This is a genomic window from Acidovorax sp., from assembly GCF_046294525.1.
In the GTDB taxonomy this organism is placed as follows: domain Bacteria; phylum Pseudomonadota; class Gammaproteobacteria; order Burkholderiales; family Burkholderiaceae_C; genus Acidovorax.
The window spans coordinates 1-26192 of the sequence record NZ_JBKBKQ010000028.1; the positions used below are offsets into that span (position 1 = coordinate 1).

A 26192-nucleotide genomic window follows, 5' to 3' on the forward strand; every position below is an offset into this window, starting at 1 on the left:
TGCTCGCCGGGTGTACAACCCGGCTGCGCCCGGCGCCTAGATTGCGGCTTTGCCAGACCCTCACGCACCGCCGATTTCTCGGATTCAGTGGACTAGGAACCCTCTTCTCGCAACAGGGCATGCCCTTGCCTGCGGTGTGTAACTCCCGGTGAAGAACTGCGGTATTCGCTAGAATCTTTGCCAGCGCACTACAACGGGGCGCACCTCAGTCGATGGATTTCGCCCGTGGCCCTCAGTGACGCTGCACACCCCCTTTCCCCCGCCTTCGCAGACCCTCTGCACCCCTTGCGGCAGGCCACCCAGGCCACCCACTCCCTGCTGGACTCCCGCCTCGCCATCGCCCAGCCTGCGGCTACCCTGACGGACTATGCCGCCCACGTGCGCGGGCTGGCCGCTTGGCTGCAGGCGCTGGACGAGCCTCTGTGCGCGCTGCAGGCCGAAGTGCCAGCGTTCGACGCCGCGCCCGCGCGCCGGCTTGCCCACCTGCACCAGGATTTGCACGACATCGCCACGCTGATGCCCTCCGCAGCGCCGTCCACGGCGCCAGCCTGGCCCGCGCCCAGCACTGCCACGCGCCTGCGTGTGCAGGCCGCACTGCACCAAGCACACCATAACGGCCACGCCAGCGCCGCGCGCTGGGGGCTGGCCTATGTGGTGGAAGGTTCGCAGCTGGGCGGTCTGGTGCTGCATTCCCGCCTTGCAGATGCATTGGCACCCCACCCGCTGCGCTACCTGCAGGGGCATGCGGGCGGCACGTCCGAGCGATGGAAGTGTTTTGTGGGCTTGCTGCGCGACCATGTGACGTCGCCCGATGCCATCACCGCCGCGTGCGACGGCGCGCTTGCCGCCTTCAACGGCTTGGTAGACGAGTTCGGGCTCACCGGGGGGCTGTCGCGATGAGCCACGGAACCCGCCCCCCGCTGCCGCCCACCAATCTGGAGAACTGCGACCGCGAACCCATACACATCCCGGGGGCGATCCAGTCGCATGGAGCCCTGGTGGCCTTGGATGCGGCAGGCACCGTGCGCTACGTCAGCAGCAACTTTGCCGCGCTGCTGGGCCATGCGGCCCCTCTGGCGCACGACCTGCGCAACAGCGGCCTGGTGGCCAAAGATGCGCCCCTGCGCGAACTGGTGACCGACGGCCTGGCCGCGCTGGCCGGACAGGCCGAGCTGCCCATGCCCGCCGAGTGGGCCGGAAACGGGCACGCGTTCGACGTGGTGATGCACGTGTCGCACGGCCTGCTCGTCATCGAGTTCGAGCTGCGCCATGCGTCCGAAGGCGATATTGCCCACTTTGCAGTGCGCGCCCACCGCGCCATGGAAAAGCTGCGCCGCCCCCGCGCGGACATCAATGAACTGCTGCAACTGGCTACGCAGGAGCTGCGCGCCCTCACGGGGTTTGACCGCGTCATGGCCTACCGATTCCGCCACGACCACAGCGGTGAAGTGGTGGGCGAGGCGCACGCGGATTTTCTGGACCCCTACCTGGGGCGCCGCTACCCGGCCAGCGACATCCCAGCCCAAGCACGCGCCCTTTATTTGGCCAACACGCTGCGGCTGATTGCCGACGTGCAGGCGCCCACCGTGCCCCTGCTGCAGGGCGGCGGCGAGCCGCCGCTGGACCTGAGCGCCAGCATCCTGCGCAGCGTGTCGCCCATCCACATCGAATACCTCGGCAACATGGGCGTCGGTGCGTCGATGAGCATTTCCATCGTCATCCACAACACGCTCTGGGGCCTCATCGCCTGCCACCACATGGCGCCGCGCCAGGTGCCCTACAGCGTGCGCATGGCCTGCGATGTCATCGCGCAGATTCTGGGCGCCAGCATCCAGGCGGTGCTGTCGCGCAGGCTGGCCGAGCGGCAACTGGAGATGGCGGCCCTGCGCACCCGCATCATGGAGAACGTGCTGCACTCCGACGACGAATTTGCGGCGCTGTGCACGCATGCCAAAGCGCTCGCCGCTTCGCTGCGAGCCGATGCCGTGGTCGTGTCCGAGCAAAGCAAGCTGTGTGTCGAGGGCGACATGCCCGAGGCCACCGCCCGCACTCTGCTGGACTGGCTGCACGCCACCCAGGCGGGCGATGCCGTATTTGCCACGCACACCCTGCCCGACGCCGCCCCCGAGTTGGCCCCCACCCTTATGCCCTGGTGTGGCGTGCTGGCACTGCCGCTGGATCCGAACCGGGGCAGCTGGCTGGTCTTCCTGCGCAAGGAGCAGCTTGAAACCATCCATTGGGGCGGCAAGCCTGAAAAAGAAATCCGCCCTGGCCCGCTGGGCCCGCGCCTCACGCCCCGTGGCTCGTTCGAGCTGTGGAAGGAGACCGTGCGCTTCAGGGCGGAACACTGGAGCACCGATGACCTGGACTCGGCCCAGCAGCTGCTGGACGAGCTGCGCCGTACGCAGAACGCCCGCTCTGCCGAGCTGAACACCGCGCGCAACCAGCTCATGGCCATGCTCGGCCACGACCTGCGCGACCCGCTGCATTCCATCAGCATGGCCGCGCGCATGCTCGAAAAGAGCACTAGCGCCGACAGCGGGAATGCCGGCAGCAGCCAGGCCGGCCGGCTGGGCCAGCGCATCCAGTCCTCCAGCGGGCGCATGCAGCGCCTGGTCAGCCAGGTGATGGACATGTCGCGCCTTCAAAGCCGCCTGGGGCTGGACCTGCAGCCGCGCGAGGTAGACCTGGTGCAGCTGCTCAACGACCTCATGGACGAGGCGCGCACCGCGCACCCGCACACCCAGCTTGTGAGCGACCTGCCCGCCACCTACCCTGCGCGGGTGGACCCGGACCGCATGGCGCAGGTGTTCTCCAACCTGATCAGCAATGCACGCCACCATGGCGAGCCAGGCCACCCCGTCGAGATCCGTCTGGTGGACGGCGATGCCGCTGATGACAACCGCGTCTGCATCGAAGTGCGCAACGTCGCCGCGCCGATTGCCGACGAGGTGGCAGACCAGATGTTTGCGGCGTTCAAGGCCACGTCGATGGGCAACACACGCAACCGCACCGGGCTGGGTCTGGGCCTGTACATTGCCAGCGAAATCACCAAGGGCCACGGGGGCACCATCGGCTATGTCTACGACACGCCCCACGTGGTGTTCCAGGTGCGGCTCCAGCGCGCGGGTGCTGCGCCTGGGCCGGCCGAGTAGCTCCTCAACCCTTCCACGCGCACTCGCTCGTCCTTGCATCCCTGCCACCATGCCCCTGCACATCCTTGTCGTCGACGACAACCAAGAAGCCACCGAACTGCTGCAGGAACTGCTGTCCATGGAAGGCCACGTGGTGCGCACCGCCAGCACGGGCCAAGAGGCTTCTGCGCTCATCCGCCAGCAACCTGTCCAGGTCCTGATGCTGGACCAGCACCTGCCCGACACCACCGGCGCCAACCTGCTGCCGGAGCTGCAGGCCCTGCAGGCCAGCCATGGCGCTCCCCGCGCAATCGCCGTGGCCGTGACCGGTGCGGTCAGCCACAGCCGCAATCCGGGCGACGCACAATGGCCAGGGTTTGACCACGTGCTGGGCAAACCCATCGACTTCGACGCGCTGGACGCCCTGATTGCGCGCTGGAGCACGCCGTCGTAGCCGGCGGCGCGCAGCCAGCCCTCACACCTTGCAACCCTTCACCGCCCTGCCTCCCCTGATTGCCGTACACGCCATGGATTCGCACCCCAGCCCTTCAATCACCCACGCCGGCCTGCAGCACGCCGTGCTGCTGCGCGCCATGCCCGTGCTGCGGCATGACCTGAGCAGCCCTCTGTCCGTGATGCGCATGGGCACCACGCTGCTCAAGCGCCACCTGCAGCGCGCCGACATGAACCCGGCCGACGCCGTGGCCCGCGTGGAGCAGCTGGAGCAGCAGTTGACCGAACTGTCTGCCCACATCCGGCGCCTGCGCCAGTGGGACCCGCAGGTGCGTGAGCGCCAGCCACTGCAAGCCATCGCGCTGGAAGCCGCCGCCCTGGCCCGCCCCATGTTGATGGTGCAGGGCATCGAGGTGCCACCGGTGCAGGAAGACGCGGCGCAGTGGCAGGGCGGCAGCCACCAGGCCCCGCACACGCTGCTGTACGCCGTGCTGGCCGCCATCTACCACCTGGCCGAAGCAGATGGCAGCAACAGCAGCAGCGGCGGCGCACCGGCCCCTGCCCGCATCGTGGTGGAGCCCCTGGGCACCACCGGCATCCAGGTCAGCGCCCACGGTGACCGCGACATGCCCGACACGTTGCAGGTCACACCGCAGGCCCTGGAGGGCTTGGCGCTGGATGCCGCCGCCGTGGCGCAGCTGGCCCGCAGCGCACAGTTTGATGCTGACGTGTCGGAGCGCACCGTGCGCCTCGCACCACTGACGGCCGGCAGGTAGTCTCTCCAGCCTTGGCGCAGGCAGTTCGGCAGGCCCGCACAACGCCCCTGCCTGCAGATTTTTGAAGTTTTTTTGGACTCTAGCGCTTAACCAGCAAGCGCTGGCAGCTATCATTTAGATAGCGAATTCAATAGAATGCCAGCCGCCCGGCTGGCATCTGGCATCAGTCGCAGTTCCGCAGCTCCACGATCGCGAAGCCGTCGTCCTCGATGGCCTGCACCACGGGCCCGGAGGCATACTCCATGTGGCAGAAGCAGCACTCTTGTGCTCGCAGCGCATCGGCCGGCAGGCCCTTGGCGGCCAGGTAGGTGCGGCCGAAGTCGAGCACGCGGTCGGTGTGTTTATCAGCCTCGGGGACGAGGATGTCGAAGTGCATCACGCGTCCGTCGGGGCGCGTGGCATGGGTGTCGAACACGGCAATGTGCATGGTGATTTCCTGATCTGTGAAGCATGCAGTATTGGCCGATTGACCCGCCAAAACATCACAGATCGTCCACAGCATCTGCCCGCTCGTCCTCCGGCCGCCCGTCGCTCTCGGCCTTGAGCCAGCCCCGTGGCGACACGCCCACCACCTGGGTGAACGCCCGGCTGAAGGCGGCGGGGCTGGCGTAGCCCAGCGCGTCGCTGACCGCCTTGACCGAAGCGCCGCCACGCAACTGGGACTGCGCGATCGACACGCGCCAGCGCAGCAGGTAGTCGCCGGGCGGCGTGCCCACGGCCGCCTTGAACTCTGCTGCAAACGCACTGCGCGACATGCCTGCCGCGCGCGCCAAGGTGTCCAGCGACCACGCGACGCCCGGCTGTTCATGCAGGGCCGTCAGCGCCCGCGCCAGCTTGGGGTGCGCCAGCCCGGCCAGCACGCCGGCCTGCACACCGCCTTCGGCCGGGTGGTCGAGCAGCCAGCGCAGCATCTGCAAGAGCAGCACTTCAAACAGCCGGTCGGCCAGCAGGCGCTGACCGCATCGCACGCGCTCGGTCTCTTCAAACAGCAATTCCAAGGTCTGCCCAATGCCCTGCACCCGCTCCACCGGAAGCGCCAGCACCGAGGGCAGCGCCTGCACCAGCGGGTGCCGCACGCCGCCGTCGAAGTCCAGCGTGGCGCAAACGAAATCGCTGCCGTCCACCGGGGCGTTGTGAAAGTCGTGGTCCAGCGGCCGGGGGTAGAACAGCAGCGTGGGCTCGGTCAGCCGCAGCTTGCGCAGCGCGCCGCTCTTGGGTTTGTGCGTGACCCACATGTCCCCGCGCCGCAGCACATGCAAAAAAGCCCGCCCCGGCTGCGCCGCAAAGTGCGTGACGCCACACAGCGGCCCTGCGTGGAACAGGTGCGCGCGCACCCGAAAGCGCTCCAACAGCGCCGAAAGGCGGTCCACGCCATCGCCAGGGACACGGGTTGCATGGGCGGGCGCATCTGGAGACATTGGACGAATTGTATTGTTTTTTGGACTTAATGAATCCAATAATACACCGCGCGGGCACACACTGGAGTCCTCATCACTTTGGACACCAGGAGTTATCTGTATGAACCGCGTTCCCCTCATCGACCGTGCCCACACCACCCCCGAGCGCCAGGCGCTGCTGAACCAGATCCACGGGGCCTTCGGTGCCACGCCCAACATGTTCCGCGCCGTAGCCAACTCGCCCGCCGCACTGCAAAGCATGTGGGCCGCCTTTGGCGCGCTGGGCGCCAGCACCACCTTGGGGGCCAAGTTGGGCGAGCAGATCGCCGTGGCAGTGGCCAATCGCAACGCATGCGAATACTGCCTGGCCGCCCACACGGCCCTGGGCCGCAAGGCCGGCGCCAGCGCCGACGAGATGGCCGCCGCCCAAGTGGGCCACGCCAGCGACCCCGCCACCCAGGCCGCCCTGCGCTTTGCGCTGCAGGTGGTGGAGCAGCGCGGGACGGTGGACGCCAGCGAAGTGCAGCGCCTGCGCGACGCCGGCTTCAGCGACGAAGCCGTGGTCGAAATCCTGGCCCACGTGGCGCTGAACTTGTTCACCAACTACGTGAACGTGGCGTTCGACGTACCGGTGGACTTTCCGGCCGTGAAGCTGCGCCCGGCGGCGTGATGGAGGGTGCGGGGCCGTCCGCAGAGCGCGGCCGGCTCCCGCCCCCGCATCCACAATTCACGCCACACCGTGTTCTTGCTTTCCCATCGGTAGCCGCATGTCCTCTTCCACTCCCCACATCCTGCAGGTGCTGGCTGGCCCGGTGGCGCCGCTCGGGCCTGCCGGCGCCACCAGCGCCATTGCCAAACGTCCGGTGGCGCAGCCCGTCGCTATCGGCCCGCTGGGCCTGGCCGGCGACGCGCAGGCCGACCTGCGCGTGCACGGCGGCCCCGACAAGGCCGTGCACGTGTATGCCTGGGCGCACTACGCCCAGTGGCAGCAGGAGCTAGAGGTCGCCACGGGGCTACCCCAGCCGTTGCTGCAGGCCCCCGGCGCGTTTGGTGAGAACCTGGCCGTCACCTGCGTGGACGAGGCTGGCGTGTGCATCGGAGACCACTGGCGCGCGGGCACGGCCGTGCTGCAAGTCACACAGGGCCGCCAGCCCTGCTGGAAGCTCAACCTGCGTTTTGGCGTGCCGGACATGGCCACACGCGTGCAGAAGTCACTGCGCGCAGGCTGGTACTGCCGCACGCTGCAGGGCGGTGTAGTACAGGCCGGCGATGCACTGGAACTGCTGGAGCGCCCCCACCCCGGCTGGACGGTGCAGCGTCTGCTGGCGCTGATCCGCGACCGCGAGTGCAACCCCGACGTACTCGGCGCAGTGCTCGACCTGCCTCTGCCGCCCTCATGGCACAAGCTGTTCGCGCGGCGGCTGGAACAGGGGCTTGCGGAGGACTGGACCGCGCGACTGCAGGGCGCAAAGACTGAAGGCAGATAACCGTGCGACCCCTACCGCACCACCAGCTTCTTCTGGTCGTACACCGGCTGCGCGGGCAGGTCGGCCAGGTGGCGCACGTCGGCCCAGTCCAGCACCTCCACCGTGTCGCCGTCCACGCGCACGCGATTGAGGCCCGCATTGGGGATGTCGCTCTGGCGGGGGCCATCCAGGCCCGTGCCGCGCGCGGTGCGCCACACCATGTCGAGCACACCGCCGTGGGTGACCACCATCACCTTCTGGCCAGGGTGCTGCTGGGCGATGCGGCGCACGGCGTCCATGACGCGGGCGTGGAACTGGCGCGTGGTTTCGCCACCGGGCATGGCGTAGTCGGCTTCAAAGCGCAGCCAACGCTCCCAGGCGTCGGCGTGGTCCACCTTGATGTCGTCCACGCGCAGGCCGTCCACGATGCCGAAGCTCTGCTCGCGCAGGCTGGGGTCCGTGAGGGTGTCGACGGACAGATGCGGAAAGTACACCTGCAGGCTGGGCGCGGCAGTCTCGCGCGTGCGGATGAGGTCGCTGCAGATGAGGTGGTCCACTGGCGGGCGCTCGGCGGCCAGGCGTTCGGCAAGGCGCCGGGCCTGCTCATGGCCGGTGGCGTTCAGGGGCACGTCCACGTGGCCCTGGAAGCGCAGTTCGCGGTTCCAGTCGGTTTCGCCGTGGCGGATCAGGATGAGTTCGGTCATGCAGAAAAAGGCTTTGGGGTGCGGATCATGGGGCGGCTGACACCCCATTATCGAATGCATACACAGAATTACCATCAAATTAGCCTCTAGCGCTTATCCATAAAGCGCTGGCAGCTATGATTTTTCTAGCGATTTTGTGCAGCGCACCCGACGGGCGGTCGGGGCCGTTGCGGGCTGTCAGCGCATGGGCACGACCAGCACCTTGCGCCGGGGCTGGCAGCCGGGGCCTTCGTAGGGGGCACTGTCGCGCTCCCAGGCGGTGCCTGGCGAGGTCTGGGCGCAGACGCGGGCGCCATCCAGCGTGCTGCGCCAGTAGTACCAAGGCGCAAGGCCGGCCTGGGCTGCAGCCATTACAGCTGCCAGGGCAAGCGCGAGGCCTGCCCGGAAGATGGAGGTCGAGAGACGGCGGGGAGCAGCGCTGCGCATCCCCCACATGCTACGCAGCCGGCGCGCGGCCGATCCCCGGAAAAGCCGGGGCATCGGCGCCCACGATCCAGCCCTCCAGCGGGTCCATGCCCGGCGGCAGGCCGTAGAGCGTGTCGCCGCCATCGGTATGGCGCTGCTCGGCCCAGGCGGCCTGCAGCAGGCACAGCACGGCGTCCAGGCGGTCGCCGCTGGCGTCATCGACCAGCGCATCGCGCTGGGCGTGGCTGAGCTTGAGGCGCAACCCGAGCCGTGTCTGCCCCATCTCCAATGCGTTGACCAGGTCCTTGCGGGCGATGAGCCGATCGGGTGTCTGCTTGGCGCGGTCGTCGCTTTTGTAGCTGCGGCGCTCCAACACGTCGCGCGCGAGCAGGCCCGGGTAGGCCTCCAGCGCCACGCGGCGCGGATCGCCTGCGTGCAGGCCGGGCAGGTGCACGCCCGCGTCCAGCAGCAGCGGCACGCCAGCGTGCAGCATGTAAGCCACGGGCGGGTTCACCCATTTCATGGACGGGCTGGAGCCCGCGGGCCCGTCGGTAGCGCGGTGCGCAAACTTGCCCCCCACGGGACGCGCGTTGCAGAAAGCCGCAAAGGTCTCGCGGATCTGCGCGCGTGTGCAACGGCGGTAGTGCTGCATGCAGCCAGCCCAATCGGTGGGCCAGCCCAGGGCCTGCACCAGCTCGCGCGGCAGGCCAAAAGGCAGGTCGAACCCGCCCACCCAGTCGCCGGGCTGGGCCAGCCACTGGCCGAATGCGGCCAGCGTCTCGAAGCTTTGCAGCGCGGTGAGCAACACCCGCGCGCCCTGGCGCTGGCCGTGGGCCAGCACGATGGGCTTTCGCGGCGTGGGGCTGCTGGAGAAATCACATCCGACGAGCACGCACCCTCCCTTCGGACACCGGGCCATCCACTGCGCGCACACTTTGCCACTGGCGCGCTCCATACCAGCGCCCCCGCGCAAGGGCCGCCGAGCAGCGTATGCGGCGCGTCACTTGAGTGCGCTGGGGGCGTCCCCCTCCCGGCTCGCACAGCGAGACAAGAGAGGGGGAAGGCGCGAAGCGACTCAGGGGGAGCATGCCTTCATCCCAGAGCCAGAGCGGTCACACCCGCCGCAATACACAGTGCGCCACAGATGCGCGCCACACGGTCGCCTTCGCCCAGCAGGTGCCCGCCGATGAGGGCGGCGAACAGCATGGACACCTCGCGCGCTGGCGCCACGTGCGACAGGGGTGCCTGCTGCATCGCATACAGCACCAGCACATACGCCACGGGGCTGACCACCGCCACGAGCAGCGCAAAGCGCCATTGCGCCAGCCACAACGTGCGCGCGGTGCGCAGGTCGCGCAGCACCACGGGAGCCAGCAGCAACACGCGCACGAAGTTGCCCATGTAGTCCACCAGGATGGGCGACATCAGCAGGAACCGCACGGCGTAGCCATCCACCACGGTGTAGCTGGCGATGAAGGCCCCCGTGAGCAGCCCGTAGGCGATGCCTTTGTGCACCCGCGCACGGGCCGCCGGGTCGTGCGCGGCACGCAGCAGGCCGGGGCCGCCCGCGATGAGGAACACGCCGCCCACCACGCCCCCAATGCCAAGGGCTCCCAGCGCCGAGATGCGCTCGCCCAGCAGCGTGATGGCCACCAGCGACGACAACAGCGGCCCCGAGCCGCGTGCGAGTGGGTACACCACCGTGAGGTCCGCCACGCGGTAGCCCCGCAGCAGGATGACGAAGTACGCCACGTGCAGCAGCCCGCTGGCCACCACCAGGCCCCATTCCGCCGCCCCCCACAGCGGCACGGCGTCGCGCCCCAGGTACCAGCCCAGCGGCGCCCAGAACAGCATCAAAAGCAGCGAGGTGAAGAACGCAAAACGCGAGTCCCCCCCGGCCTTCTTGGCCACGATGTTCCAGCAGGCGTGGATGAGGCCCGCGAGGATGATGAGGGCGAAGGCGGTGAGGGTCACGGGCGAGAAAAAGAACGGCCTGAACAGAAAAGCCGCAGCGCCTTCTAGGCGGCTGCGGCTACGAACCGTGATGGATGACTGCGAAGAAAGGTGGGGCGATTTGTGTAGCGAGCCAGCCTAGTCTGGGTCGATGCGCGCAGCCGTACTCCTGTACGGCGAGCACAGCAGGCCCGGAACCGGCTGGCGCAGTAGCAAAGCGCCCCGCTTTTCAAGCCCTTCCGATGATGGACGCGGTGGCCATCAGTTCTTCCAGCAGCGCAAACGACACCTTGCCCGACACCGCGTACGGGTCCAGTTCGGGCTTCTCCGAATATTTGAGCAGGATGGAATGGTTGATCTTGCTGAGGTTGACCTGACCCATCGTCCAGCCGCCAAAACGGCGTTCGGAAATCTCTTCGTAGTGCAGCAGTTCCACGTTCTTGTGGCGCGCGTCCTTCTGGATGTGGCCATACAGCTCGCTCACCGCCGAGCGCCCGCCTTCGATGGCCTGCAGGAACACGCCGCCGCCGTAGCACAGCACGCCGGTGATACCGCTGCCGGGGTTGTGCTGGCGCGACTGGGTGAGGATGGCTTCAATGGCCTCGGGCGAGGTGTCCACCGCGCGGCTGGCGTAAAGCAGGCGTACAAGCATCTTCGGGTCCTTCGGTTCAGTTCTTGCCGGGGATGAGGGACAAAAATTCGCGGCGCAGGGCGCTGTCCTTGAGGAACACGCCGCGCATGACCGAATTGATCATGCGGCTGTCGTTGTCGCGCACGCCGCGCCACGACATGCAGAAGTGGCTGGCTTCCATGACGATGGCCAGGCCGTCGGGTTGGGTCTTTTCCATGATGAGGTCGGCCAGCTGCACAACGGCTTCTTCCTGGATCTGGGGGCGGCCCATGATCCAGTCCACCAGGCGCGCGTATTTGCTAAGGCCGATCACGTTGGTGTGCTCATTGGGCATCACGCCAATCCAGATCTTGCCGATGACGGGGCAGAAGTGGTGGCTGCAGGCGCTGCGCACGGTGAGCGGCCCCACGATCATCAGCTCGTTGAGGTGCTCGGCGTTCGGAAATTCGGTGATGGGGGGCTGCGCCACGTAGCGGCCCTTGAACACCTCGTTCAGGTACATCTTGGCCACACGCCGCGCGGTGTTGTTGGTGTTGTGGTCGCCCTCGGTGTTGATGACCAGGCTGTCGAGAACGCCCTGCATCTTGATCTCCACCTCGTCCAGCAGCTTTTCCAGCTCGCCGGGCTGGATGAACTCGGCGATGTTGTCGTTGGCGTGAAAACGCTTGCGGGCGGCGGCAAGGCGTTCGCGGATCTTCACGGAGACGGGCGTGCCTTCGTCATCCGGCGGGGTGGGCGTCATATCGGCGGCGGGTTGGCTGGACATGGCACGAATCGTAACAGTGAACGTTGCGACGGAGAATTCAAGGGTTTTTGCCCTCCAGCGCTTGTGCAACAAGCGCTAAAAGCTATCAATAATATAGCAATGTCTGCTGTGGCCTGTCCTCAGTATCGGCTTCCGGTCACCCACAGCGCCAGGCGCATGAGGGCAAACGCCACGCGGTCCAGCACCCGCTGGCGCAGCGGGCGGCCGGCGTAGCGCAGCGGGTCCATGCGCCGGCCCGCGTGCTGCATGGCCTGCACCAGGCGCTGGCGCAGGTCGGCGGCAAAGGCAGCGTCTTCGACCACCACATTGGCCTCGCGCGCCAGCAGCAGGCTCAATGGGTCGAGGTTGGACGAGCCCACAGTGGCCCAGGGCCGCTCGCCTTGTGCGTCGATCACGGCCACCTTGGCGTGCAGGAAGCTCGGCGCGTATTCGTGGATTTCCACGCCTGCCTCCAGCAGTGCGCCATACACCGGCCGCGCAGCGTGGTACTGCATGAAGTATTCATAGCGCCCCTGCAGCAGCAGCCGCACGCGCACGCCGCGGCGCGCGGCCATCACCAGCGCGCGGCGCAGCTTGCCGCCGGGCATGAAGTAGGCGTTGGCGATGATGACCTCGTGCCGTGCCAGGCCGATGGCGCGCAGGTAGGCCTTTTCAATGCGGGTGCGGTGGCGCACGTTGTCGCGCAGCACCAGCGCCGCGCGCATGGGCGGGCCCGCCTCGGCGCGCTCGGCCGCGTGTTTGGCGGCGCTGGCTGCGCGCAGCGCCTGCAGCGCTTCCGGCAGGCGGCGCTGGCGCACGTCGCGCACGGCCTGCATGCGCCACCACAGCTGCTCCATGGTGTCGCTGGCCGTCTCCACCAGGCTGCCCGTGGCCTGCACCGCAAAGTCGAAGCGCGGCGAATCGAGCGCGCCGTGGTTGGGGTCGTGAAAATCATCCAGGACATTGATGCCGCCGCAGAACAGCAGGCATCCGTCTACCACGCAGAGCTTGCGGTGCAGGCGCCGCCAGCGGTGCGGCAGCAACAGGCCCAGCGGCCCCAGCGGCGAATACACGCGAAAGCGTACCCCGGCAGCATCAAACCGCTGCGCCCACACCGCCGGCAGCGGGCCAGTACCCACGCCGTCCACCACCAGCTGCGTGCGCACACCACGCTGCGCGGCGCGCATCAGGGCCTCTGCCACATCGGTCCCCGCGCCCGTGAAGTCGAAGATGTAGGTCTCGAACTGGATGTCGGACATCGCGGCATCCATGGCGGCGATGAGCGCGGGGAACAGCTCCTCCGCCCCTTGCAGCAGACGCACCTGGTGGTCGTCGGCGAAGTCGAACCCGCGCAACGGGGAAGAAATCTTCTTCTTTTTTCTCACGCCAGTATTCCGCCGTACCGCGCACCGCCCGCTGCCCATGCAGCCGGGCCACCCGGGGCCCTCCCTGAATGCGTCATAGCCTGAACTCGGCAATCAGCGGCAGGTGGTCTGACATGCGCCACCAGATGCGACCGCGCGGCACATGCAAAGACAGCGGCACCAGGCCGCGCACATACACGTGGTCCAGCTGCGCCAGCGGCAGGCGCGCGGGGTAGGTGAAGGTGCGTGGCGCGTCGAACTCATAAAGCAGAAAGCCCGCCAGCATGCGCTTGATCTGCTGGCCCCAGTCGTTGAAATCGCCCGCCACCACCAGCGGTGCGGCGGACGGTACCTCGCGCTCGATGAAGCGCTGCAGCCGCTCGATCTGCCGCACCCGGCTGCCGGGGATAAGTCCCAGGTGCACCACGATCACATGCACGCGTCGGCCGTGCGCGTCCACCTCCACGTGCAGCAGCCCGCGCTGCTCAAAGCGGTGGTCCGAGATGTCCTCATGCTGGTGTCCGATCACCGGCCAGCGCGACAGCAGGGCATTGCCGTGCTCGCCGTGCTTGGTGATGGCGTTGGTGCGGTACACGGCCTCGTAGCCCTCGGGCGCCAGAAACTCGGCCTGCGGCAGCTCGGGCCAGCCGCGGAAATAGGTCTGCTCGCGCCGGTGGAGCTTGCGCACCTCCTGAAGGCACACGATGTCGGCATCCAGCTGCTCCACCGCCAGCCCCAGGTTGTGTATCTCCAGCCTGCGCGCAGGCCCTATGCCTTGCACCCCCTTGTGGATGTTGTAGGTAGCCACCCGCAGAATGTCGTCGTGTTCCATGGCCGAATTGTGTCGCAAGGACCTGGTCTACTCGGTTACGGTAGGGGGTCCAGCCATGCCGCCGGGCTGGTACGGCGGGTTTGTCCCGCAACCTTTCGCTGTTGCACACAGTTACACTGAATCCCGCGCATGCGACCGCTGCCCTGGCGACTCGCGGCGAACCACACTTTTTGATGGCCACCGAGAAAGAACCCTCCGCCCCGCCCCCGATCCTGGCGCTGGTGGTGGACAGCAACGCTACCTCGCGCAGCATCCTGGTCAGCCAGTTGCGCGAATACGGGGTGAACCGCATCGTGCAGTGCACGCGTGTGCAGGACGCGCGCAACCGGCTGGAGCACACGGTGTTCGACTACGTGCTGTGCGAGCAGTACTTTGGCGAAGGCGGCTATTCGGGCCAGACGCTTCTGGACGACCTGCGCCGCGCGCAGCTGCTGCCGTTTTCTACCGTGTTCTTCATGGTCACGTCCGAGGCCTCGTACGCGGCCGTGGCCGAGGCTGCCGAATCGGCGCTGGACGGCTACCTGCTCAAGCCCTTCACGCCCAGCGCGCTGTTCGAGCGGCTGGGGCTGGCGCGCCTGCGCAAGGTGCACCTCAAACCCATCTTCGACGCCATCGAAGCCGAAGACTTTGAGGGCGCGGCGCGCCTGTGCGTGGAGCGCTTTGAGTCCCGCAAGCCTTACTGGCTGTATGCGGCGCGCATTGGCTCGGAGCTGCTGCTGCGCCTGGGCCGCCACGACGAGGCGCGCACGCTGTTCGAGGCCGTGATCGATGCCCGCGCCCTGCCCTGGGCCAAGCTGGGCGTGGCCCGCGCGCAGATCGAGTCGGGCCAGGCGGTGCGCGCCATCACCACCTTGCAGGAGCTGATCGGCGAAGACGCATCGTTTGCCGACGCCTACGATGTGCTGGGCCGCGCGCAGGTGGAACTGGGCAACTTCAGCCAGGCCATCGAGACGTACCGCACCGCCAGCGGGCTCACGCCCGACTCGGTGGTGCGGCTGCAGAAGCTGGGGATGATGTCGTACTACATGGGCGACCGCGAGGGCGCCACCAAGACCCTGGCGCGCGCAGCGGTGCTGGGCATCGACTCCAAGCTGTTCGACTTTCAGTCGCTGGTGCTGCTGGCCTTTGCCTACTTTGCTGAAAACGACCGCAAAGGCATTGAGCGCTGCATGGCCGACTTCGCGCGCATCCTGGAGCGCCACCACAGCAGCGCGCGCGTGCAGCGCTTTACCGAAGTGGCACGCGCCCTGCAGTTGATCCAGCAGCGGCAGTTTTCGCAGGCAGTGGAATCGGTGCGCGCCATGGCGCGCGAGATCACCACCAGCGGTTTCGACTTTGAAGCCGCTTGCAACCTCGGCAGCCTGCTGTCGGTGCTGGCCGCCACGTCGATTGACCTGCCCGAAGGCGACAACTGGGTGCGCGCCTTGGGCATGCGCTACGCCAACACGCGTGGCCTGACGGAGCTGATGGCCAATGCCTGCAGCCTGCACGAGCCTTACGCCACCACCGTGCGCGACTGTTTGCAGCACATCAACAAGACCGCCGAAGCGGCCATGGCACAGAGCCTGGCAGGCAACCCGGCGGGCGCCGTACGGGCCCTGCTGCGCGAAGCCGAGCGCACGCTCAACTCCAAGCTCGTGGACATGTCGCAGCAGGTGCTGCTGCGGCACAGCGCACGCATGGAAACCGCCGATGCGCTGCAAGCAGATGTGGACGCGCTGCGCCAGCGCGTGGGCAACGCGCCAGCGCGCGCCATCCTGGGACAGGAGAACGAGCGGCGGCCCGGAGGCGTGGTGCTGCGGGTGCGTGGTGCCGCCGAGGGGCCGGCACGCATCCCGCCGCCGCCGAAGGACAGCCTGGCCAACGCCGCAGACCTGACCGATCCGCCTGACCCCGCTGCACAGTTGCGCCTGAGACCCGTCTGAGGCCGTCTGAGGCCGTCTGAGGCCGTCTGAGGGCCGCTGACACGCTGCCTGCCAGCTATAAATTTGATAGCTTTTAGCGCTTTATCAGCAAGCGCTAGCGGCCAATTTCACTCAAATAATTTGCCACTGGCTGCTTGGCAATGCGCATGGCGGCCGCGCCGGCCTGCGGTTTTACGCGCGCGTCTGCGCCCACCGGGGCAGCAACAGGCACGCCTCGGCGTTGGATGCTGAAAAGCAGACATCCGCCGCATGCTGCCAGGGCAGCCACTGGTAGGCGTCATGCTCGCGCGGGCTGAGACGCACTGGGGTGTCGGAGGGTACGCGCAGCCCGAACACGCGCTCGCGGTTGCGCACCACGCCCGGCGCGTAGCGGTGCAGCCACTGTGGCCAGATGTCGTAGACGTTCTCCAGATACCAGTCGGTCAGCACGCATCCTGGCGCTTCGGTGTCAATGCCGGTCTCCTCCCACACCTCGCGCCGGGCGGTGACGCCGAACGGCTCGTCTACATCGTCCTTGCTGCCGGTGACGGACTGCCAATGCCCTTCGCCGCCGGTGCGGCGAATCAGCAGCACGTCCAGATCGGGGGTGTGGATGACCACCAGCACCGACTCCGGAATCTTCCAGGGCCGCGGCGGCAGCGCGGGCTCCATGGCGCCCTACCCGCCCGGGGTGCGTGCCGTGGCCGGGCCTGCGGTGGGCACTGGCGGGGGCAACTCCTTGGCCTGCAATGCCCGGGCCTGAACGACCAGCTGGTTGTGCGCATCCAGGAACGCAGCGGCAATGACTTTGCCTTCGTTGGTATTGCTCCAGCCCGCACCGGCGGCACCGCCAAGCCGGCCCAGCACCAGCCCACCCACACCCAGGTCAGTGGTGCGCGCGGCCCCGGTGGCGGCCGCCACCTGCTCGGTGGTTTCGTTGTCGGACAACAGAAGGGCCGTCTGCGCCTCCTTGAACTTGACCTGCTCCACGATTCCGGCAAGCCCCGCGATGTCGCGCAGCACCGGAATCATGGCGATCACGCCGCCCAGCCCGCGCCCCGCGTCCTGCTCGCTGAATGTGAGGCTGGGGGTGAGCGTGTACTGCGCCTCATAGCCCCGGCCCTTGGCCACCGTGGACTTCTGCTGGCGCAGCACCCCAGCTTCCTTGAGCTCCTGTTCGCGCACGGTGGCGCGCAGCCCCGCACCCCGGTCCACCACGCGGAAACACCCGCTTTGCTGGGCCAGCAGCTTCACCAGCGGCACGGGTGACGGTGGAAGCTGGTAGGCCGCGCCGTAGGTATAACCGTGCGGGTTTTCGGCCAGCGCCACCGTGGCCACGGGCGCATCGCAACGCAGCAGCTCCTTGGCGGCGTTGTGCGCCCCTTGCGGGCCCGCCGAACCGGTGACCACGGAGCCGCCCTGGCCCAGCTCGGTTTTTTTCTCGCCGCAGGCGGTGAGCAGTTGCAGGCACGCCGCAGCGATAGCCAACGCACTCCATAGATGGCGGGTCATGCGTTCATTCCTCTGTAAAGAAATCCGTATCGATGCGTTTGAGCTGGTAGGTGGCGGCCACTGACACGCCCAGGTCGTGCTCAATCATGAGATCGGCCAAGCGCTCACCGTCGATCAGCACTACTTTGTAGTTACTGCTGGCGGCATAGTCCTTAGCATCTTGCGTGAAGCGCGAGGTGGTGATGAAGACCCCCTTGTTGGCACGCTGGCCTGCAAGCGCTCCCACGAACTGCTGAATTTCGGGGCGGCCCACACTCCCCTCCCAACGCTTGGCCTGCAAATAGATGGCGTCCAGCCCCAAACGGTCTTCGTTGATGACGCCGTCGATGCCCCCATCACCGCTGCGGCCCACGGCCCGACCCGCCTCTTCACGGCTACCCCCGTAGCCCATCTGGATCATCAACTTGACGATCAGCAATTCAAAGAATGCGGGACTGCATTGTTTGATCGTCTCCAGCAACTCTCGCGCCAGGTCATTGCGCAATGCCATATGCGCTTTGTCTATGGTTTCTTCGGGCGTCAACTCGCTGATGGCGGGTATCACCGGTATCGGCACTTCCGCGCCCGACCCATCGCCACGGCGTGCCCGCTCGTATTCGGGATACTGCTGCAAGGCTTTCAGGTCCACGCGAGCGGGCCGACTTGCCAACAACTCCCGCCCCCTTGGCGTAATACAAAAAACACCTCGGCGCGCTCCTTGCAAAAGGCCCGCCATTGTCATGTGCGTTTTAGCCCAGGCCAGTCGGTTGTAGAAAAGCGTTGTGCGGCTGCTGCTGGGTAGAAGTTCTTGGCGCTCTTCAGCAGTTAGTTGAAATTCTTCCGCAATGGTCTCAACGGCATCTTTGAAGGCGTGCTCCACACCATCCCCTGCCAGTCGCAACAAAGGCAACATCAGCGACTGAAAATCCGGTACTGCCATCCAGTTCTCCCAAAAACAAAGGGCGCCCGAAGGCGCCCTTGATTTTGCCCTACCGGTTTCTTAACCTGCGGCCTTCGCAGCGTCCGGGTTGCGCAAGCGGATGTGCAGCTCGCGCAGCTGCTTTTCGTCCACGGGCGAAGGCGCCTGGGTGAGCAGGTCCTGTGCGCGCTGGGTCTTGGGGAAGGCGATCACGTCGCGGATCGACTCTGCGCCGGTCATCAGCGTGATGAGGCGGTCCAGGCCGAAGGCCAGGCCACCGTGCGGAGGCGCGCCGTACTGCAGGGCATCCAGCAGGTAGCCAAACTTGGCCTGGGCGTCCTCGGGCGTGATCTTGAGCGCGTCGAACACTTTCTTCTGCACATCGGCGCGGTGGATACGCACCGAGCCGCCGCCCAGCTCCCAACCGTTGAGCACCATGTCATAGGCCTTGGCGATGCACTTGCCAGGGTCGGTGGCCATGAACTCTTCGTGCCCGTCCTTGGGGCTGGTGAAGGGGTGGTGCACGGCGGTCCAGCGGTCTTCTTCCTCGTCGTGCTCGAACATGGGGAAGTCCACCACCCACAGCGGGGCCCAGCGGTCTTCGAACAGTCCGCCCTTCTTGCCGAATTCGCTGTGGCCGATTTTGAGGCGCAGCGCGCCGATAGCGTCGTTGACGATCTTTTCCTTGTCAGCACCGAAGAAGATCAAATCGCCGTTCTGCGCACCGGAGCGCTTGAGCACCTCGGCCAACGCGGCGTCGTGGATGTTTTTCACGATGGGCGACTGCAGGCCGTCACGGCCCTTGGAGAGGTCGTTGACGCGGATGTAGGCCAGGCCCTTGGCGCCGTAAATCTTCACGAACTCGGTATAGGCGTCGATCTCGCCACGGCTGATGCCACCCTCTTCGGCCGATCCACCCGGCACGCGCAGGGCCACCACGCGGCCACCCTTCATGTTGGCGGCGCCGGAGAACACCTTGAAGTCCACGTCCTTCATCACGTCGGTCAGCTCGGTGAATTCGAGCTTCACACGCAGGTCGGGCTTGTCGGAGCCGAAGCGGTGCGCCGCTTCCTGGTAGGTCATGATGGGGAATTCGCCGAGCTGAACGCCCAGCTGCTCCTGGAACACCTCAACGATCATGCGCTGGAAGATGGCGCGGATTTCCTCTTCGCCCAGGAAGGAGGTTTCGCAGTCGATCTGCGTGAACTCCGGCTGGCGGTCGGCACGCAGGTCTTCGTCGCGGAAGCACTTGGTGATCTGGTAGTAGCGGTCATAGCCGGCCACCATCAGCATCTGCTTGTAGAGCTGGGGCGACTGGGGCAGCGCAAAGAACTGGCCGTCGTGCACGCGGCTCGGGACCAGGTAGTCGCGTGCGCCTTCGGGCGTGCTCTTGCCCAGCATGGGCGTCTCGATGTCGATGAAGCCTTCCTTGTCGAGGAAGTTGCGCACCTGGATGGCCGTCTTGTAGCGCAGCATCATGTTGCGCTGCATGTGCGGGCGGCGCAGGTCCATCACGCGGTGCGTGAGGCGTGTGGTTTCCGACAGGTTCTCGTCGTCCATCTGGAAGGGTGGCGTGACGGACGGGTTGAGCACGTTCAGCTCATGGCACAACACTTCGATCTGGCCGCTCTTGAGCTTGTCGTTGGTGGTGCCGGCCGGACGGGCGCGGACCACACCCTTGACCTGCACGCAGAACTCGTTGCGCACGTCTTCGGCGGTCTTGAACATCTCGGCGCGGTCGGGGTCGCAGACCACTTGCACGTAGCCTTCGCGGTCACGCAGGTCGATGAAGATCACGCCCCCATGGTCGCGGCGGCGGTTCACCCAGCCCGACAGGGTGACGGTTTGGCCCAGCAGGGCTTCGGTCACAAGACCGCAATAGTGGGAACGCATGGCCATGGCAATAACTTCCGGCGCCGCTGTGGCGCGTTGTTAAAAAGGATTCACTTACTTGGAAGACACGAGCGTGGTGTCAGGAGGGGCCACCACGCCCATCGAAACAATGTATTTGAGGGCGGCGTCCACGCTCATGTCGAGCTCGACGCAGTCGCTCTTGCGCACCATTACAAAGTAGCCACCCGTAGGATTGGGTGTGGTGGGCACATACACACTCAGAAATTCGTCGCGCAGGTACGCAGCCACCTCACCGTTGGGCGTGCCCGTCACAAAAGCCACGGTCCAGACGCCCTCGCGCGGCCACTGCACCAGCACCGCCTTGCGAAAAGCATTGCCGCTTTCGGAAAACAAAGTGTCGGAGACCTGCTTGACGCTGGAATAGATGGAGCGCACCACCGGAATGCGGTGCACCACGGCGTCCCCCCACTGCACCAGCTTGCGCCCGGCAAAGTTGCTGGCAATGGCCCCCACCACCAGCAGGATCAGCAGCGTGAGCACCACGCCAAAGCCGGGCACATGGAAGCCGATGAGGCGGTCCGGGTGCCAGGCCTCGGGCAGGATCTGCAGAGTCTGGTCCAGCGTACTCACGATCCAGTGCAGCACCCACGCGGTGATCACCCCCGGCACGATCACCAGGAGGCCGGTCAGAAGCCATTTGCGCAGGGGGGCCATGGGGGACTTCAAGTGGATGTGGATGTCGATGGCGACGAAGAGGAAGAAGAGGCAGAAACGGCTCCAGCGCTTGCTGGGCTTGCGCTCGCAGCTTCCTTTTTAGGAGCATCAGAAGACGCTGCGGACGCACTCTCGCCGGACGCGCCGGCCTTGGCATCTGCCGCAGGGGCCGAACTGCCGCTGCCAGTGCTGCTGCCGCCGCGGAAATCCGTCACGTACCAGCCGGAGCCCTTGAGCTGGAAACCGGCCGCGGTGACCTGCTTGGAGAAGGCTTCGGCACCGCACGCAGGGCACACCGTCAGCTGGGGATCCGAGATTTTTTGCAGCACATCCTTCGCATGGCCGCAGGAGCCGCATTTGTAGGCGTAGATAGGCATGTCAGAGTGTGGAGGGGAAATTGCAAAACCCTCAATTATAGGCGGCCTGCCCTTTGGCAAGCCGCCGCCTGACCTGCGCCGCCAACAACGCCCAGCATGGCGGGGATCTCCGGAATCCCGCGCCCGCCCCGGCGCCGCACTTCAGGCGGCCGTGCCTTCGTAGTGGGTGACGTGGCCCTTGTGGTCTTCGATCCACTGCGGGGCCAGCGAGCCGCCGATCATGCCAACCAGGGCGGCCAGCACGCCGGCCAGCTGCTGCGGGAAGGCCTCGGACAGCATGGGGCTGGCAACAAACAGCAGCCAGACGCCAATGCCCATGGCCACGGCCAGCAGCGCGCCCTGGGTGGTGGCGCGCTTCCAGTACAGGCCGAACACCAGCGGCACAAAGGCACCTACCAGCGGCACCTGGTAGGCGCCCGACACCATTTCATAGATGGAGGTGCCCTGCATGGTGATGGCGTAGGTCAGCACGCAGGCGGTGAATACCAGCACCGAAATGCGCATGGCCTTGAGGGTTTGCGCATCCGTCATGCCGGGGCGCAGGTTGTGCAGGATGTTTTCCACAAACGTGGTGGACGGGGCCAGCAGCGTGGCCGAGGCCGTGGACATGATGGCCGACAGCAGCGCGCCAAAGAAGGCCACCTGCAGAACCAGCGGCATGCGCTCCATCACCAGCGTGGGCAGCACCTTCTGCGGGTCGTCCTTCAAAAGTTCCTGCGAAGCCTCGGGCATGATCAGTACAGCGGACATCACCACGAACATGGGGATGAACGCAAACAGCAGATACAGCACGCCGCCGATGATGGGGCCCTTGCGCGCTGTCTCCGGGCTGTCGGACGACATCACGCGCTGGAACACGTCCTGCTGCGGGATGGAGCCGAGCATCATGGTGATGGCGGCGGCAAAGAAGAAGGTCCAGTCCTTGAGGCCGCCTGTGGGGAAGAACTGGAACTTGCCCTCACGCGCCGCGTACTCGACCACCCGACCGGCTCCGCCAGCCAGGTCGGAGGCGTACCAGGCGATGGCCAGCAGGCCCAACGCGATGACGATCATCTGCACGAAGTCGGTCATGGCAACCGACCACATGCCGCCGTACAGCGTGTAGACCAGCACGATGATGGTGCCGATGACCATACCCATCGTGACGGACACTGCGCCCTGGGTGAGCAGGTTGAAAACCAGCCCGAGGGCCGTGATCTGCGCCGCGACCCAGCCCAGGTAGCTGAACATGATGATGGCAGAGCAGAGGACCTCGATCACTCGCCCGTAGCGTTGGCGGTAATAGTCGCCCAGCGTGATGAGGTTCTTTTTGTACAGCTTGTACGCAAAGAACAGTCCCACCAGGATCAGGCACATCGACGCACCAAACGGGTCTTCAACCACCGAGCCCAGGCCTGTGTCCACAAACCGTGCCGAGACACCCAGCACCGTTTCCGATCCAAACCAGGTGGCGAACGTGGTGGCTATCACCACGGCCAGCGGGAGGCTGCGCCCGGCCACAGCATAGTCGGCCGTGTTGTGCACGCGGGTGGCGGCATACAGGCCGATACCAATTGAGACCAGCAGGTAGAGAACGATGAACGTGATCAGCATGGCGCCGCTCCGAAACTCCAAGGGTGGTGGTGAAAAAACAGGGCACGCAGCCGGCGGGCGGGCGGGCAAAACGCTCCTGCACCGGTTGCGGCCCTGCTGGCCGAGGGGTAACCGCTTCTTTACGAAAGTCGTAACAAAGTTTGCTGCGGATTATGGAGGCAACTTTCGTGCCCCCACAGCAGCGAGGAACACACGATCAGAAAACACGTATCCGCATGAAGAGCTGCATGGCAAGCAAGCCCAGCACAAACCCTACCCCGCCATAGATGATGGATTGCAGCAGGCGGTTGGTGCGCTTCTGGGCGTCGAGCAGCTCACGCAGCACATGGGCCTGATGGTCGGCAGGTCTCTGGCGCAGCGCGTCGTACATCAAGCGCGGCAGCTCGGGGATCAGCTTGGCGTAGTGCGGGGCCTCGGCCCGCAGCTCGCGCCAAAGGCGCTGAGGCCCCATCTGCTCCAGCATCCATTTTTCAAGGAACGGCTTGGCGGTACTCCACAGGTCCAGGTCCGGGTCCAGCTCACGGCCCAGACCTTCGATGTTGAGCAGGGTCTTTTGCAGCAGCACCAGCTGCGGCTGGATCTCGACATGGAAGCGGCGCGAGGTCTGGAACAGGCGCATCAACACCATGCCCAGCGAGATCTCTTTGAGCGGACGGTCGAAGTAAGGCTCGCACACAGCGCGGATGGCCGATTCGAGATCGTTCGCGCGCGTCTCTGGCGGCACCCAGCCGCTTTCGATGTGCAGCTCGGCCACACGCTTGTAGTCGCGGCGAAAGAACGCCACAAAGTTCTGCGCCAGGTATTCCTTGTCCACTTCGGTGAGCGTGCCCACGATGCCGAAGTCCAACGAGATGTAGCGGCCAAACGTGGCGGGCTCCAGGCTGACCTGGATGTTGCCCGGGTGCATGTCGGCATGGAAGAACCCATCCCGAAATACCTGTGTGAAGAAGATGGTGACGCCGTCACGGGCCAGCTTGGGGATGTCCACGCCCGCCTCGCGCAGCCGGTCCATCTGGCTGATGGGCACGCCGTTCATGCGCTGCATGACCATGACTTCGGGGTGGCAAAAATCCCAGAAGATCTCGGGGATCAGCACCAGGTCCAACCCCTGCATGTTGCGGCGCAGCTGCGCGGCATTGGCCGCCTCCCGAACCAGGTCCAGCTCGTCGTGCAGGTAGTTGTCGAACTCGGCCACCACCTCGCGGGGCTTGAGGCGCTTGCCGTCGGCCGAGAGGTTTTCCACCCACCCCGCCATCATGCGCATGAGGCTCAGGTCTTTCTCGATGACCGGCAGCATTCCGGGGCGCAGCACCTTGACGGCCACGTCGCGCAGCGTGCCGTTGCGATCGCGCAGCGTGGCGAAGTGGACCTGTGCAATCGAGGCGCTGGCCACCGGGGTGCGATCGAACGATGCAAACACCTCGTCCACCGGCCGCCGGAACGCGCGCTCGATGGTGGCGATGGCAATGTCAGGGTGGAAGGGCGGAACGCGGTCCTGCAGGCGCGCCAGCTCATCGGCCACGTCCGGCGGCAGCAGGTCGCGGCGGGTGGAGAGCACTTGGCCGAACTTCACGAAGATGGGACCCAGACGCTCCAGCGCCTCGCGCAGTCGCTGCCCCCGCGGCGCATCCAGCTTGCGCCCGATGGAAAGAATGCGCGAGGCAATGCGCAGCCAGGGCTTCTGGAAGCTGTCCAGCACCAGCGCATCCAGGCCGTACCGGAACACCACCCACAGGATGGTGGCGCCCCTCAGGAATTGCTTCATGGGTTGCCGGACCGGTCGGGGCTGCTGCTGCCAGCGGGGGCAGCAGGTGCTGGCGCCGGGCCTGGAGTGCTTCCGGTGCCTGCCGAGCCTTCCGTCCCCCGGGGCGCCATGCGCGCTCCCACAAACTGCCGCAGCGCCTGCGCCGCACGGCGCGCCACCTGCGCCACGGTGTGGGCGGGCGCGTCGCCGATTACCCGAGCGAGGTCCTCTTCCACGTCCCAGCGAACATGGTCCACCAGCCAGTTGATCTCGGCAGCCAACTGCACGTCGCCCTCAATGCGGATGGCGGGCTTGTCACCACGCAGGGCGGATTGGGCCAGCGAGAAGGGCGAGGTTTCAGTCACTTCAAGCTGCAGGTCCGGCACGGCGGCTTCGGACGCCAGGTTGAACAGGCCTGCGGGCGTGATGACCAGGGCCATCGAATACACGCGCCACTGCACGCGGGCAATGCGGCCTTTCTGGCGCACCAGGCGGTCCATGGCCTCGGGTTCCTGCATCAGCACGTGGTTGAGGAACAGCACCACGCGCTGCTGTACCTCATGCACCAGCCACTGCGGGGGTTGCGGGCCGGCGGCCACACGCTCGAAGAGGCCGTCCAGAAAGGAAAAAGGGGACTGTGGTGTTGCCATAGTCCCCGATTATTCCCTGAACTGTGAAGCCCCCAAAACTGGGGCTTTTGCGTTACTGCAGCGCTTGCACGCCAGCCACCAGCCAGCCGCTGCTGCCCGACTTGGACTTGGTCATGTTCCACACTTCGCGGAAGGGGCTCGGGCCGGCCGAGAGTTCCTCGCGGATCATGCCGGAGAACTCGACGCTGGCCATGTAGCCGTCGCCCAGGTCTTCGATGCCCAGCAGCTGTGCTTCGATCATGACCACATCGGTGTGGTTGGGCTGTGCGCCGCGATGGGCTTCACGCTCGGCCAGCTGGGTGCGGATTTCGTCCAGCATGTTGTCGGTCATCATGGAGCGCAACGTGCTGATGTCCGAGCGGTCCCACGCGGCTTGCAAGGTCACGAAGTTGCGTTTGGCAGCAGACAGGAAGCCCTCGGTGTCAAAGCCTTCCGGAATGCCCCAGTTCTGCGAACCAGCCAGCCCCGAGCCGATCACCACGCCAGTGCCCACCTGGCCGCCGGGCGCCTGGCGCGACGCGTCAAACGCCATGCTGCTGCGCTCCCAGGGGCGGGCCGATGCGTCGTTGCCCACGTTGTTGGGGCTGTACTGAGGGGGCACCTGCGCCGCGGCTGCCGCGCCGCCTGCACCCTGGAAGGCCAGCGGCGCACCGCCGGCCGTGTTACCGCCACCCTGGCGGGCACGCATCACCATCTTGAAGATCGCAAAGGCAGCCACCGCCAGCAGCACCATCATCAGGATGTTGGCAAAGCCTTCGCCCATGCCCAGCGAGTGCGCCAGCCAGGCCAGGCCCAGGCCGGCAGCCAGGCCGCCCAGCATGGCGCCCCAGGGCTTCTTGGCCGCAGCCGCCGCAGGAGCTGCTGCTGCAGTGGCCGGCTTGGCAGCCGCTGCATTGGTTGCGTTTTGTGCGGGAGCACCCGGCGCTGCCGGGGGCGTGGCGGCGTCGCGCTGGGTCACATTGCTCGACTGCTTGCCCACCGACTTGCCGCCACCCATGCGGCGTGCATCCGCATCTGCATGCGCAAACGCCAGCATCGCCACCAACACCACAGACCACAGTTTCATCATGACTTCTCCGTCTCCGT

27 protein-coding genes are annotated in these 26192 nt (G+C 66.3%); 7 read left to right on the top strand and 20 right to left on the bottom strand.

The features are described 5' to 3' along the window. Positions 1 to 225 precede the first annotated feature (225 nt). Genes ACK4HJ_RS19465 through ACK4HJ_RS19480 form a run of 4 tightly spaced genes read left to right on the top strand, consistent with a single transcriptional unit; the run spans position 226 to position 4363 of the window. On the top strand, positions 226 to 900 hold the full coding sequence (locus ACK4HJ_RS19465; protein WP_409834627.1) for a biliverdin-producing heme oxygenase: 675 nt from the start codon (positions 226 to 228) through the stop codon (positions 898 to 900). After that, a complete protein-coding gene (locus tag ACK4HJ_RS19470; RefSeq protein ID WP_409834629.1) occupies positions 897 to 3155 on the top strand; it encodes an ATP-binding protein in 2259 nt (752 codons plus the stop codon). The genes ACK4HJ_RS19465 and ACK4HJ_RS19470 overlap by 4 nt, the downstream gene beginning before the upstream one ends. A gap of 49 nt (positions 3156 to 3204) precedes the next feature. Beyond that, positions 3205 to 3588 carry a response regulator gene (locus tag ACK4HJ_RS19475; RefSeq protein ID WP_409834631.1) on the top strand — a complete coding sequence of 128 codons (384 nt, stop codon included), beginning with the start codon at positions 3205 to 3207 and terminating at the stop codon, positions 3586 to 3588. A 28-nt stretch (positions 3589 to 3616) separates the two neighbouring features. Beyond that, positions 3617 to 4363 (top strand): hypothetical protein, encoded by a 747-nt coding sequence (locus ACK4HJ_RS19480; RefSeq protein WP_409834633.1) that lies wholly within the window; start codon positions 3617 to 3619, stop codon positions 4361 to 4363. Positions 4364 to 4526: 163 nt separating this feature from the next. Here the strand turns inward: ACK4HJ_RS19480 and ACK4HJ_RS19485 are convergent, their stop codons facing one another. Together ACK4HJ_RS19485 and ACK4HJ_RS19490 are read right to left on the bottom strand one after the other, a co-directional pair. Beyond that, positions 4527 to 4790, bottom strand: a complete 264-nt coding sequence (locus ACK4HJ_RS19485; protein ID WP_409834635.1) for a DUF2024 family protein — start codon at positions 4788 to 4790, stop codon at positions 4527 to 4529. Positions 4791 to 4845: 55 nt separating this feature from the next. Beyond that, positions 4846 to 5781, bottom strand: a complete 936-nt coding sequence (locus ACK4HJ_RS19490) for an AraC family transcriptional regulator (RefSeq protein ID WP_409834637.1) — start codon at positions 5779 to 5781, stop codon at positions 4846 to 4848. 100 nt (positions 5782 to 5881) lie between these two features. Here ACK4HJ_RS19490 and ACK4HJ_RS19495 point away from each other — a divergent pair, with 100 nt between their 5' ends. Then, entirely contained in the window at positions 5882 to 6430 is a 549-nt protein-coding gene (locus tag ACK4HJ_RS19495) for a carboxymuconolactone decarboxylase family protein (RefSeq protein WP_409834639.1), read from the top strand. A 97-nt stretch (positions 6431 to 6527) separates the two neighbouring features. Beyond that, entirely contained in the window at positions 6528 to 7247 is a 720-nt protein-coding gene (locus ACK4HJ_RS19500; protein WP_409834641.1) for an MOSC domain-containing protein, read from the top strand. Positions 7248 to 7258: 11 nt separating this feature from the next. On the opposite strand, the gene ACK4HJ_RS19505 is transcribed toward ACK4HJ_RS19500, so the two are convergent. The 8 genes from ACK4HJ_RS19505 to ACK4HJ_RS19540 all read right to left on the bottom strand — a co-directional run bounded on the left by ACK4HJ_RS19505 (position 7259) and on the right by ACK4HJ_RS19540 (position 13860). Next, positions 7259 to 7930, bottom strand: coding sequence for a histidine phosphatase family protein (locus ACK4HJ_RS19505; protein ID WP_409834643.1), 672 nt, complete (start codon positions 7928 to 7930; stop codon positions 7259 to 7261). 177 nt (positions 7931 to 8107) lie between these two features. Further along, entirely contained in the window at positions 8108 to 8281 is a 174-nt protein-coding gene (locus ACK4HJ_RS19510) for a hypothetical protein (RefSeq protein WP_409834645.1), read from the bottom strand. A gap of 85 nt (positions 8282 to 8366) precedes the next feature. After that, positions 8367 to 9254: a DUF429 domain-containing protein gene (locus ACK4HJ_RS19515; RefSeq protein ID WP_409834647.1), complete on the bottom strand. Its 888-nt coding sequence runs from the start codon at positions 9252 to 9254 to the stop codon at positions 8367 to 8369. Positions 9255 to 9427: 173 nt separating this feature from the next. Further along, the gene (locus ACK4HJ_RS19520) at positions 9428 to 10309 is read right to left on the bottom strand and encodes an EamA family transporter (RefSeq protein WP_409834649.1); all 882 of its coding nucleotides are present in this window, start codon (positions 10307 to 10309) and stop codon (positions 9428 to 9430) included. A gap of 208 nt (positions 10310 to 10517) precedes the next feature. Continuing rightward, positions 10518 to 10940, bottom strand: coding sequence for a BLUF domain-containing protein (locus ACK4HJ_RS19525; protein WP_409834651.1), 423 nt, complete (start codon positions 10938 to 10940; stop codon positions 10518 to 10520). Between the two features lie 16 nt (positions 10941 to 10956). Beyond that, positions 10957 to 11685: a GTP cyclohydrolase I gene (gene folE, locus ACK4HJ_RS19530; RefSeq protein ID WP_409834653.1), complete on the bottom strand. Its 729-nt coding sequence runs from the start codon at positions 11683 to 11685 to the stop codon at positions 10957 to 10959. A 119-nt stretch (positions 11686 to 11804) separates the two neighbouring features. Further along, the gene (gene clsB, locus ACK4HJ_RS19535) at positions 11805 to 13049 is read right to left on the bottom strand and encodes a cardiolipin synthase ClsB (protein WP_409834655.1); all 1245 of its coding nucleotides are present in this window, start codon (positions 13047 to 13049) and stop codon (positions 11805 to 11807) included. 73 nt (positions 13050 to 13122) lie between these two features. Further along, a complete protein-coding gene (locus tag ACK4HJ_RS19540) occupies positions 13123 to 13860 on the bottom strand; it encodes an endonuclease/exonuclease/phosphatase family protein (RefSeq protein WP_409834657.1) in 738 nt (245 codons plus the stop codon). A gap of 173 nt (positions 13861 to 14033) precedes the next feature. Here ACK4HJ_RS19540 and ACK4HJ_RS19545 point away from each other — a divergent pair, with 173 nt between their 5' ends. Beyond that, positions 14034 to 15785, top strand: a complete 1752-nt coding sequence (locus tag ACK4HJ_RS19545) for a tetratricopeptide repeat protein (RefSeq protein ID WP_409834658.1) — start codon at positions 14034 to 14036, stop codon at positions 15783 to 15785. 171 nt (positions 15786 to 15956) lie between these two features. Here ACK4HJ_RS19545 and nudB read toward each other — a convergent pair whose 3' ends face one another. From nudB to ACK4HJ_RS19595, 10 genes are all read right to left on the bottom strand, one after another. Continuing rightward, positions 15957 to 16436 (bottom strand): dihydroneopterin triphosphate diphosphatase, encoded by a 480-nt coding sequence (nudB, locus tag ACK4HJ_RS19550; protein WP_409834660.1) that lies wholly within the window; start codon positions 16434 to 16436, stop codon positions 15957 to 15959. 6 nt (positions 16437 to 16442) lie between these two features. After that, positions 16443 to 17276, bottom strand: coding sequence for a CsgG/HfaB family protein (locus ACK4HJ_RS19555; RefSeq protein ID WP_409834661.1), 834 nt, complete (start codon positions 17274 to 17276; stop codon positions 16443 to 16445). 4 nt (positions 17277 to 17280) lie between these two features. Then, a complete protein-coding gene (locus ACK4HJ_RS19560) occupies positions 17281 to 18195 on the bottom strand; it encodes a restriction endonuclease (RefSeq protein WP_409834662.1) in 915 nt (304 codons plus the stop codon). Positions 18196 to 18255: 60 nt separating this feature from the next. After that, positions 18256 to 20073: an aspartate--tRNA ligase gene (aspS, locus tag ACK4HJ_RS19565; protein WP_409834664.1), complete on the bottom strand. Its 1818-nt coding sequence runs from the start codon at positions 20071 to 20073 to the stop codon at positions 18256 to 18258. 48 nt (positions 20074 to 20121) lie between these two features. Next, positions 20122 to 20742: a DUF502 domain-containing protein gene (locus ACK4HJ_RS19570; protein WP_409834666.1), complete on the bottom strand. Its 621-nt coding sequence runs from the start codon at positions 20740 to 20742 to the stop codon at positions 20122 to 20124. Positions 20743 to 20750: 8 nt separating this feature from the next. Continuing rightward, positions 20751 to 21119 (bottom strand): FmdB family zinc ribbon protein, encoded by a 369-nt coding sequence (locus ACK4HJ_RS19575; protein WP_409834667.1) that lies wholly within the window; start codon positions 21117 to 21119, stop codon positions 20751 to 20753. Positions 21120 to 21260: 141 nt separating this feature from the next. Next, positions 21261 to 22712 carry a sodium:solute symporter family protein gene (locus ACK4HJ_RS19580; protein ID WP_409834669.1) on the bottom strand — a complete coding sequence of 484 codons (1452 nt, stop codon included), beginning with the start codon at positions 22710 to 22712 and terminating at the stop codon, positions 21261 to 21263. Between the two features lie 196 nt (positions 22713 to 22908). Further along, positions 22909 to 24477 (bottom strand): ubiquinone biosynthesis regulatory protein kinase UbiB, encoded by a 1569-nt coding sequence (gene ubiB, locus ACK4HJ_RS19585; RefSeq protein WP_409834671.1) that lies wholly within the window; start codon positions 24475 to 24477, stop codon positions 22909 to 22911. After that, positions 24474 to 25106 carry a hypothetical protein gene (locus tag ACK4HJ_RS19590; RefSeq protein ID WP_409834672.1) on the bottom strand — a complete coding sequence of 211 codons (633 nt, stop codon included), beginning with the start codon at positions 25104 to 25106 and terminating at the stop codon, positions 24474 to 24476. Before ACK4HJ_RS19590 ends, ubiB begins: the two co-directional genes overlap by 4 nt. A gap of 52 nt (positions 25107 to 25158) precedes the next feature. Further along, positions 25159 to 26175 (bottom strand): Tim44 domain-containing protein, encoded by a 1017-nt coding sequence (locus ACK4HJ_RS19595; RefSeq protein ID WP_409834674.1) that lies wholly within the window; start codon positions 26173 to 26175, stop codon positions 25159 to 25161. Positions 26176 to 26192 lie beyond the last annotated feature (17 nt).

Excerpts from the sequence above, each read along its gene's own strand:
- ACK4HJ_RS19540 (WP_409834657.1), bottom strand. The coding sequence starts at position 13,860 with ATGGAACACGACGACATTCTGCGGGTGGCTACCTACAACATCCACAAG.
- ACK4HJ_RS19515 (WP_409834647.1), bottom strand. The coding sequence starts at position 9,254 with ATGGCCCGGTGTCCGAAGGGAGGGTGCGTGCTCGTCGGATGTGATTTC.
- ACK4HJ_RS19570 (WP_409834666.1), bottom strand. The coding sequence starts at position 20,742 with ATGGCCCCCCTGCGCAAATGGCTTCTGACCGGCCTCCTGGTGATCGTG.
- ACK4HJ_RS19595 (WP_409834674.1), bottom strand. The coding sequence starts at position 26,175 with ATGATGAAACTGTGGTCTGTGGTGTTGGTGGCGATGCTGGCGTTTGCG.
- ACK4HJ_RS19580 (WP_409834669.1), bottom strand. The coding sequence starts at position 22,712 with ATGCTGATCACGTTCATCGTTCTCTACCTGCTGGTCTCAATTGGTATC.
- ACK4HJ_RS19525 (WP_409834651.1), bottom strand. The coding sequence starts at position 10,940 with ATGCTTGTACGCCTGCTTTACGCCAGCCGCGCGGTGGACACCTCGCCC.
- ACK4HJ_RS19510 (WP_409834645.1), bottom strand. The coding sequence starts at position 8,281 with ATGGCTGCAGCCCAGGCCGGCCTTGCGCCTTGGTACTACTGGCGCAGC.
- aspS (WP_409834664.1), bottom strand. The coding sequence starts at position 20,073 with ATGGCCATGCGTTCCCACTATTGCGGTCTTGTGACCGAAGCCCTGCTG.
- ACK4HJ_RS19590 (WP_409834672.1), bottom strand. The coding sequence starts at position 25,106 with ATGGCAACACCACAGTCCCCTTTTTCCTTTCTGGACGGCCTCTTCGAG.
- ACK4HJ_RS19485 (WP_409834635.1), bottom strand. The coding sequence starts at position 4,790 with ATGCACATTGCCGTGTTCGACACCCATGCCACGCGCCCCGACGGACGC.
- nudB (WP_409834660.1), bottom strand. The coding sequence starts at position 16,436 with ATGGAGCCCGCGCTGCCGCCGCGGCCCTGGAAGATTCCGGAGTCGGTG.
- ACK4HJ_RS19490 (WP_409834637.1), bottom strand. The coding sequence starts at position 5,781 with ATGTCTCCAGATGCGCCCGCCCATGCAACCCGTGTCCCTGGCGATGGC.
- ACK4HJ_RS19555 (WP_409834661.1), bottom strand. The coding sequence starts at position 17,276 with ATGACCCGCCATCTATGGAGTGCGTTGGCTATCGCTGCGGCGTGCCTG.
- ACK4HJ_RS19470 (WP_409834629.1), top strand. The coding sequence starts at position 897 with ATGAGCCACGGAACCCGCCCCCCGCTGCCGCCCACCAATCTGGAGAAC.
- ubiB (WP_409834671.1), bottom strand. The coding sequence starts at position 24,477 with ATGAAGCAATTCCTGAGGGGCGCCACCATCCTGTGGGTGGTGTTCCGG.
- folE (WP_409834653.1), bottom strand. The coding sequence starts at position 11,685 with ATGTCCAGCCAACCCGCCGCCGATATGACGCCCACCCCGCCGGATGAC.
- ACK4HJ_RS19560 (WP_409834662.1), bottom strand. The coding sequence starts at position 18,195 with ATGGCAGTACCGGATTTTCAGTCGCTGATGTTGCCTTTGTTGCGACTG.
- ACK4HJ_RS19495 (WP_409834639.1), top strand. The coding sequence starts at position 5,882 with ATGAACCGCGTTCCCCTCATCGACCGTGCCCACACCACCCCCGAGCGC.
- ACK4HJ_RS19545 (WP_409834658.1), top strand. The coding sequence starts at position 14,034 with ATGGCCACCGAGAAAGAACCCTCCGCCCCGCCCCCGATCCTGGCGCTG.
- ACK4HJ_RS19500 (WP_409834641.1), top strand. The coding sequence starts at position 6,528 with ATGTCCTCTTCCACTCCCCACATCCTGCAGGTGCTGGCTGGCCCGGTG.
- ACK4HJ_RS19575 (WP_409834667.1), bottom strand. The coding sequence starts at position 21,119 with ATGCCTATCTACGCCTACAAATGCGGCTCCTGCGGCCATGCGAAGGAT.
- ACK4HJ_RS19505 (WP_409834643.1), bottom strand. The coding sequence starts at position 7,930 with ATGACCGAACTCATCCTGATCCGCCACGGCGAAACCGACTGGAACCGC.
- ACK4HJ_RS19475 (WP_409834631.1), top strand. The coding sequence starts at position 3,205 with ATGCCCCTGCACATCCTTGTCGTCGACGACAACCAAGAAGCCACCGAA.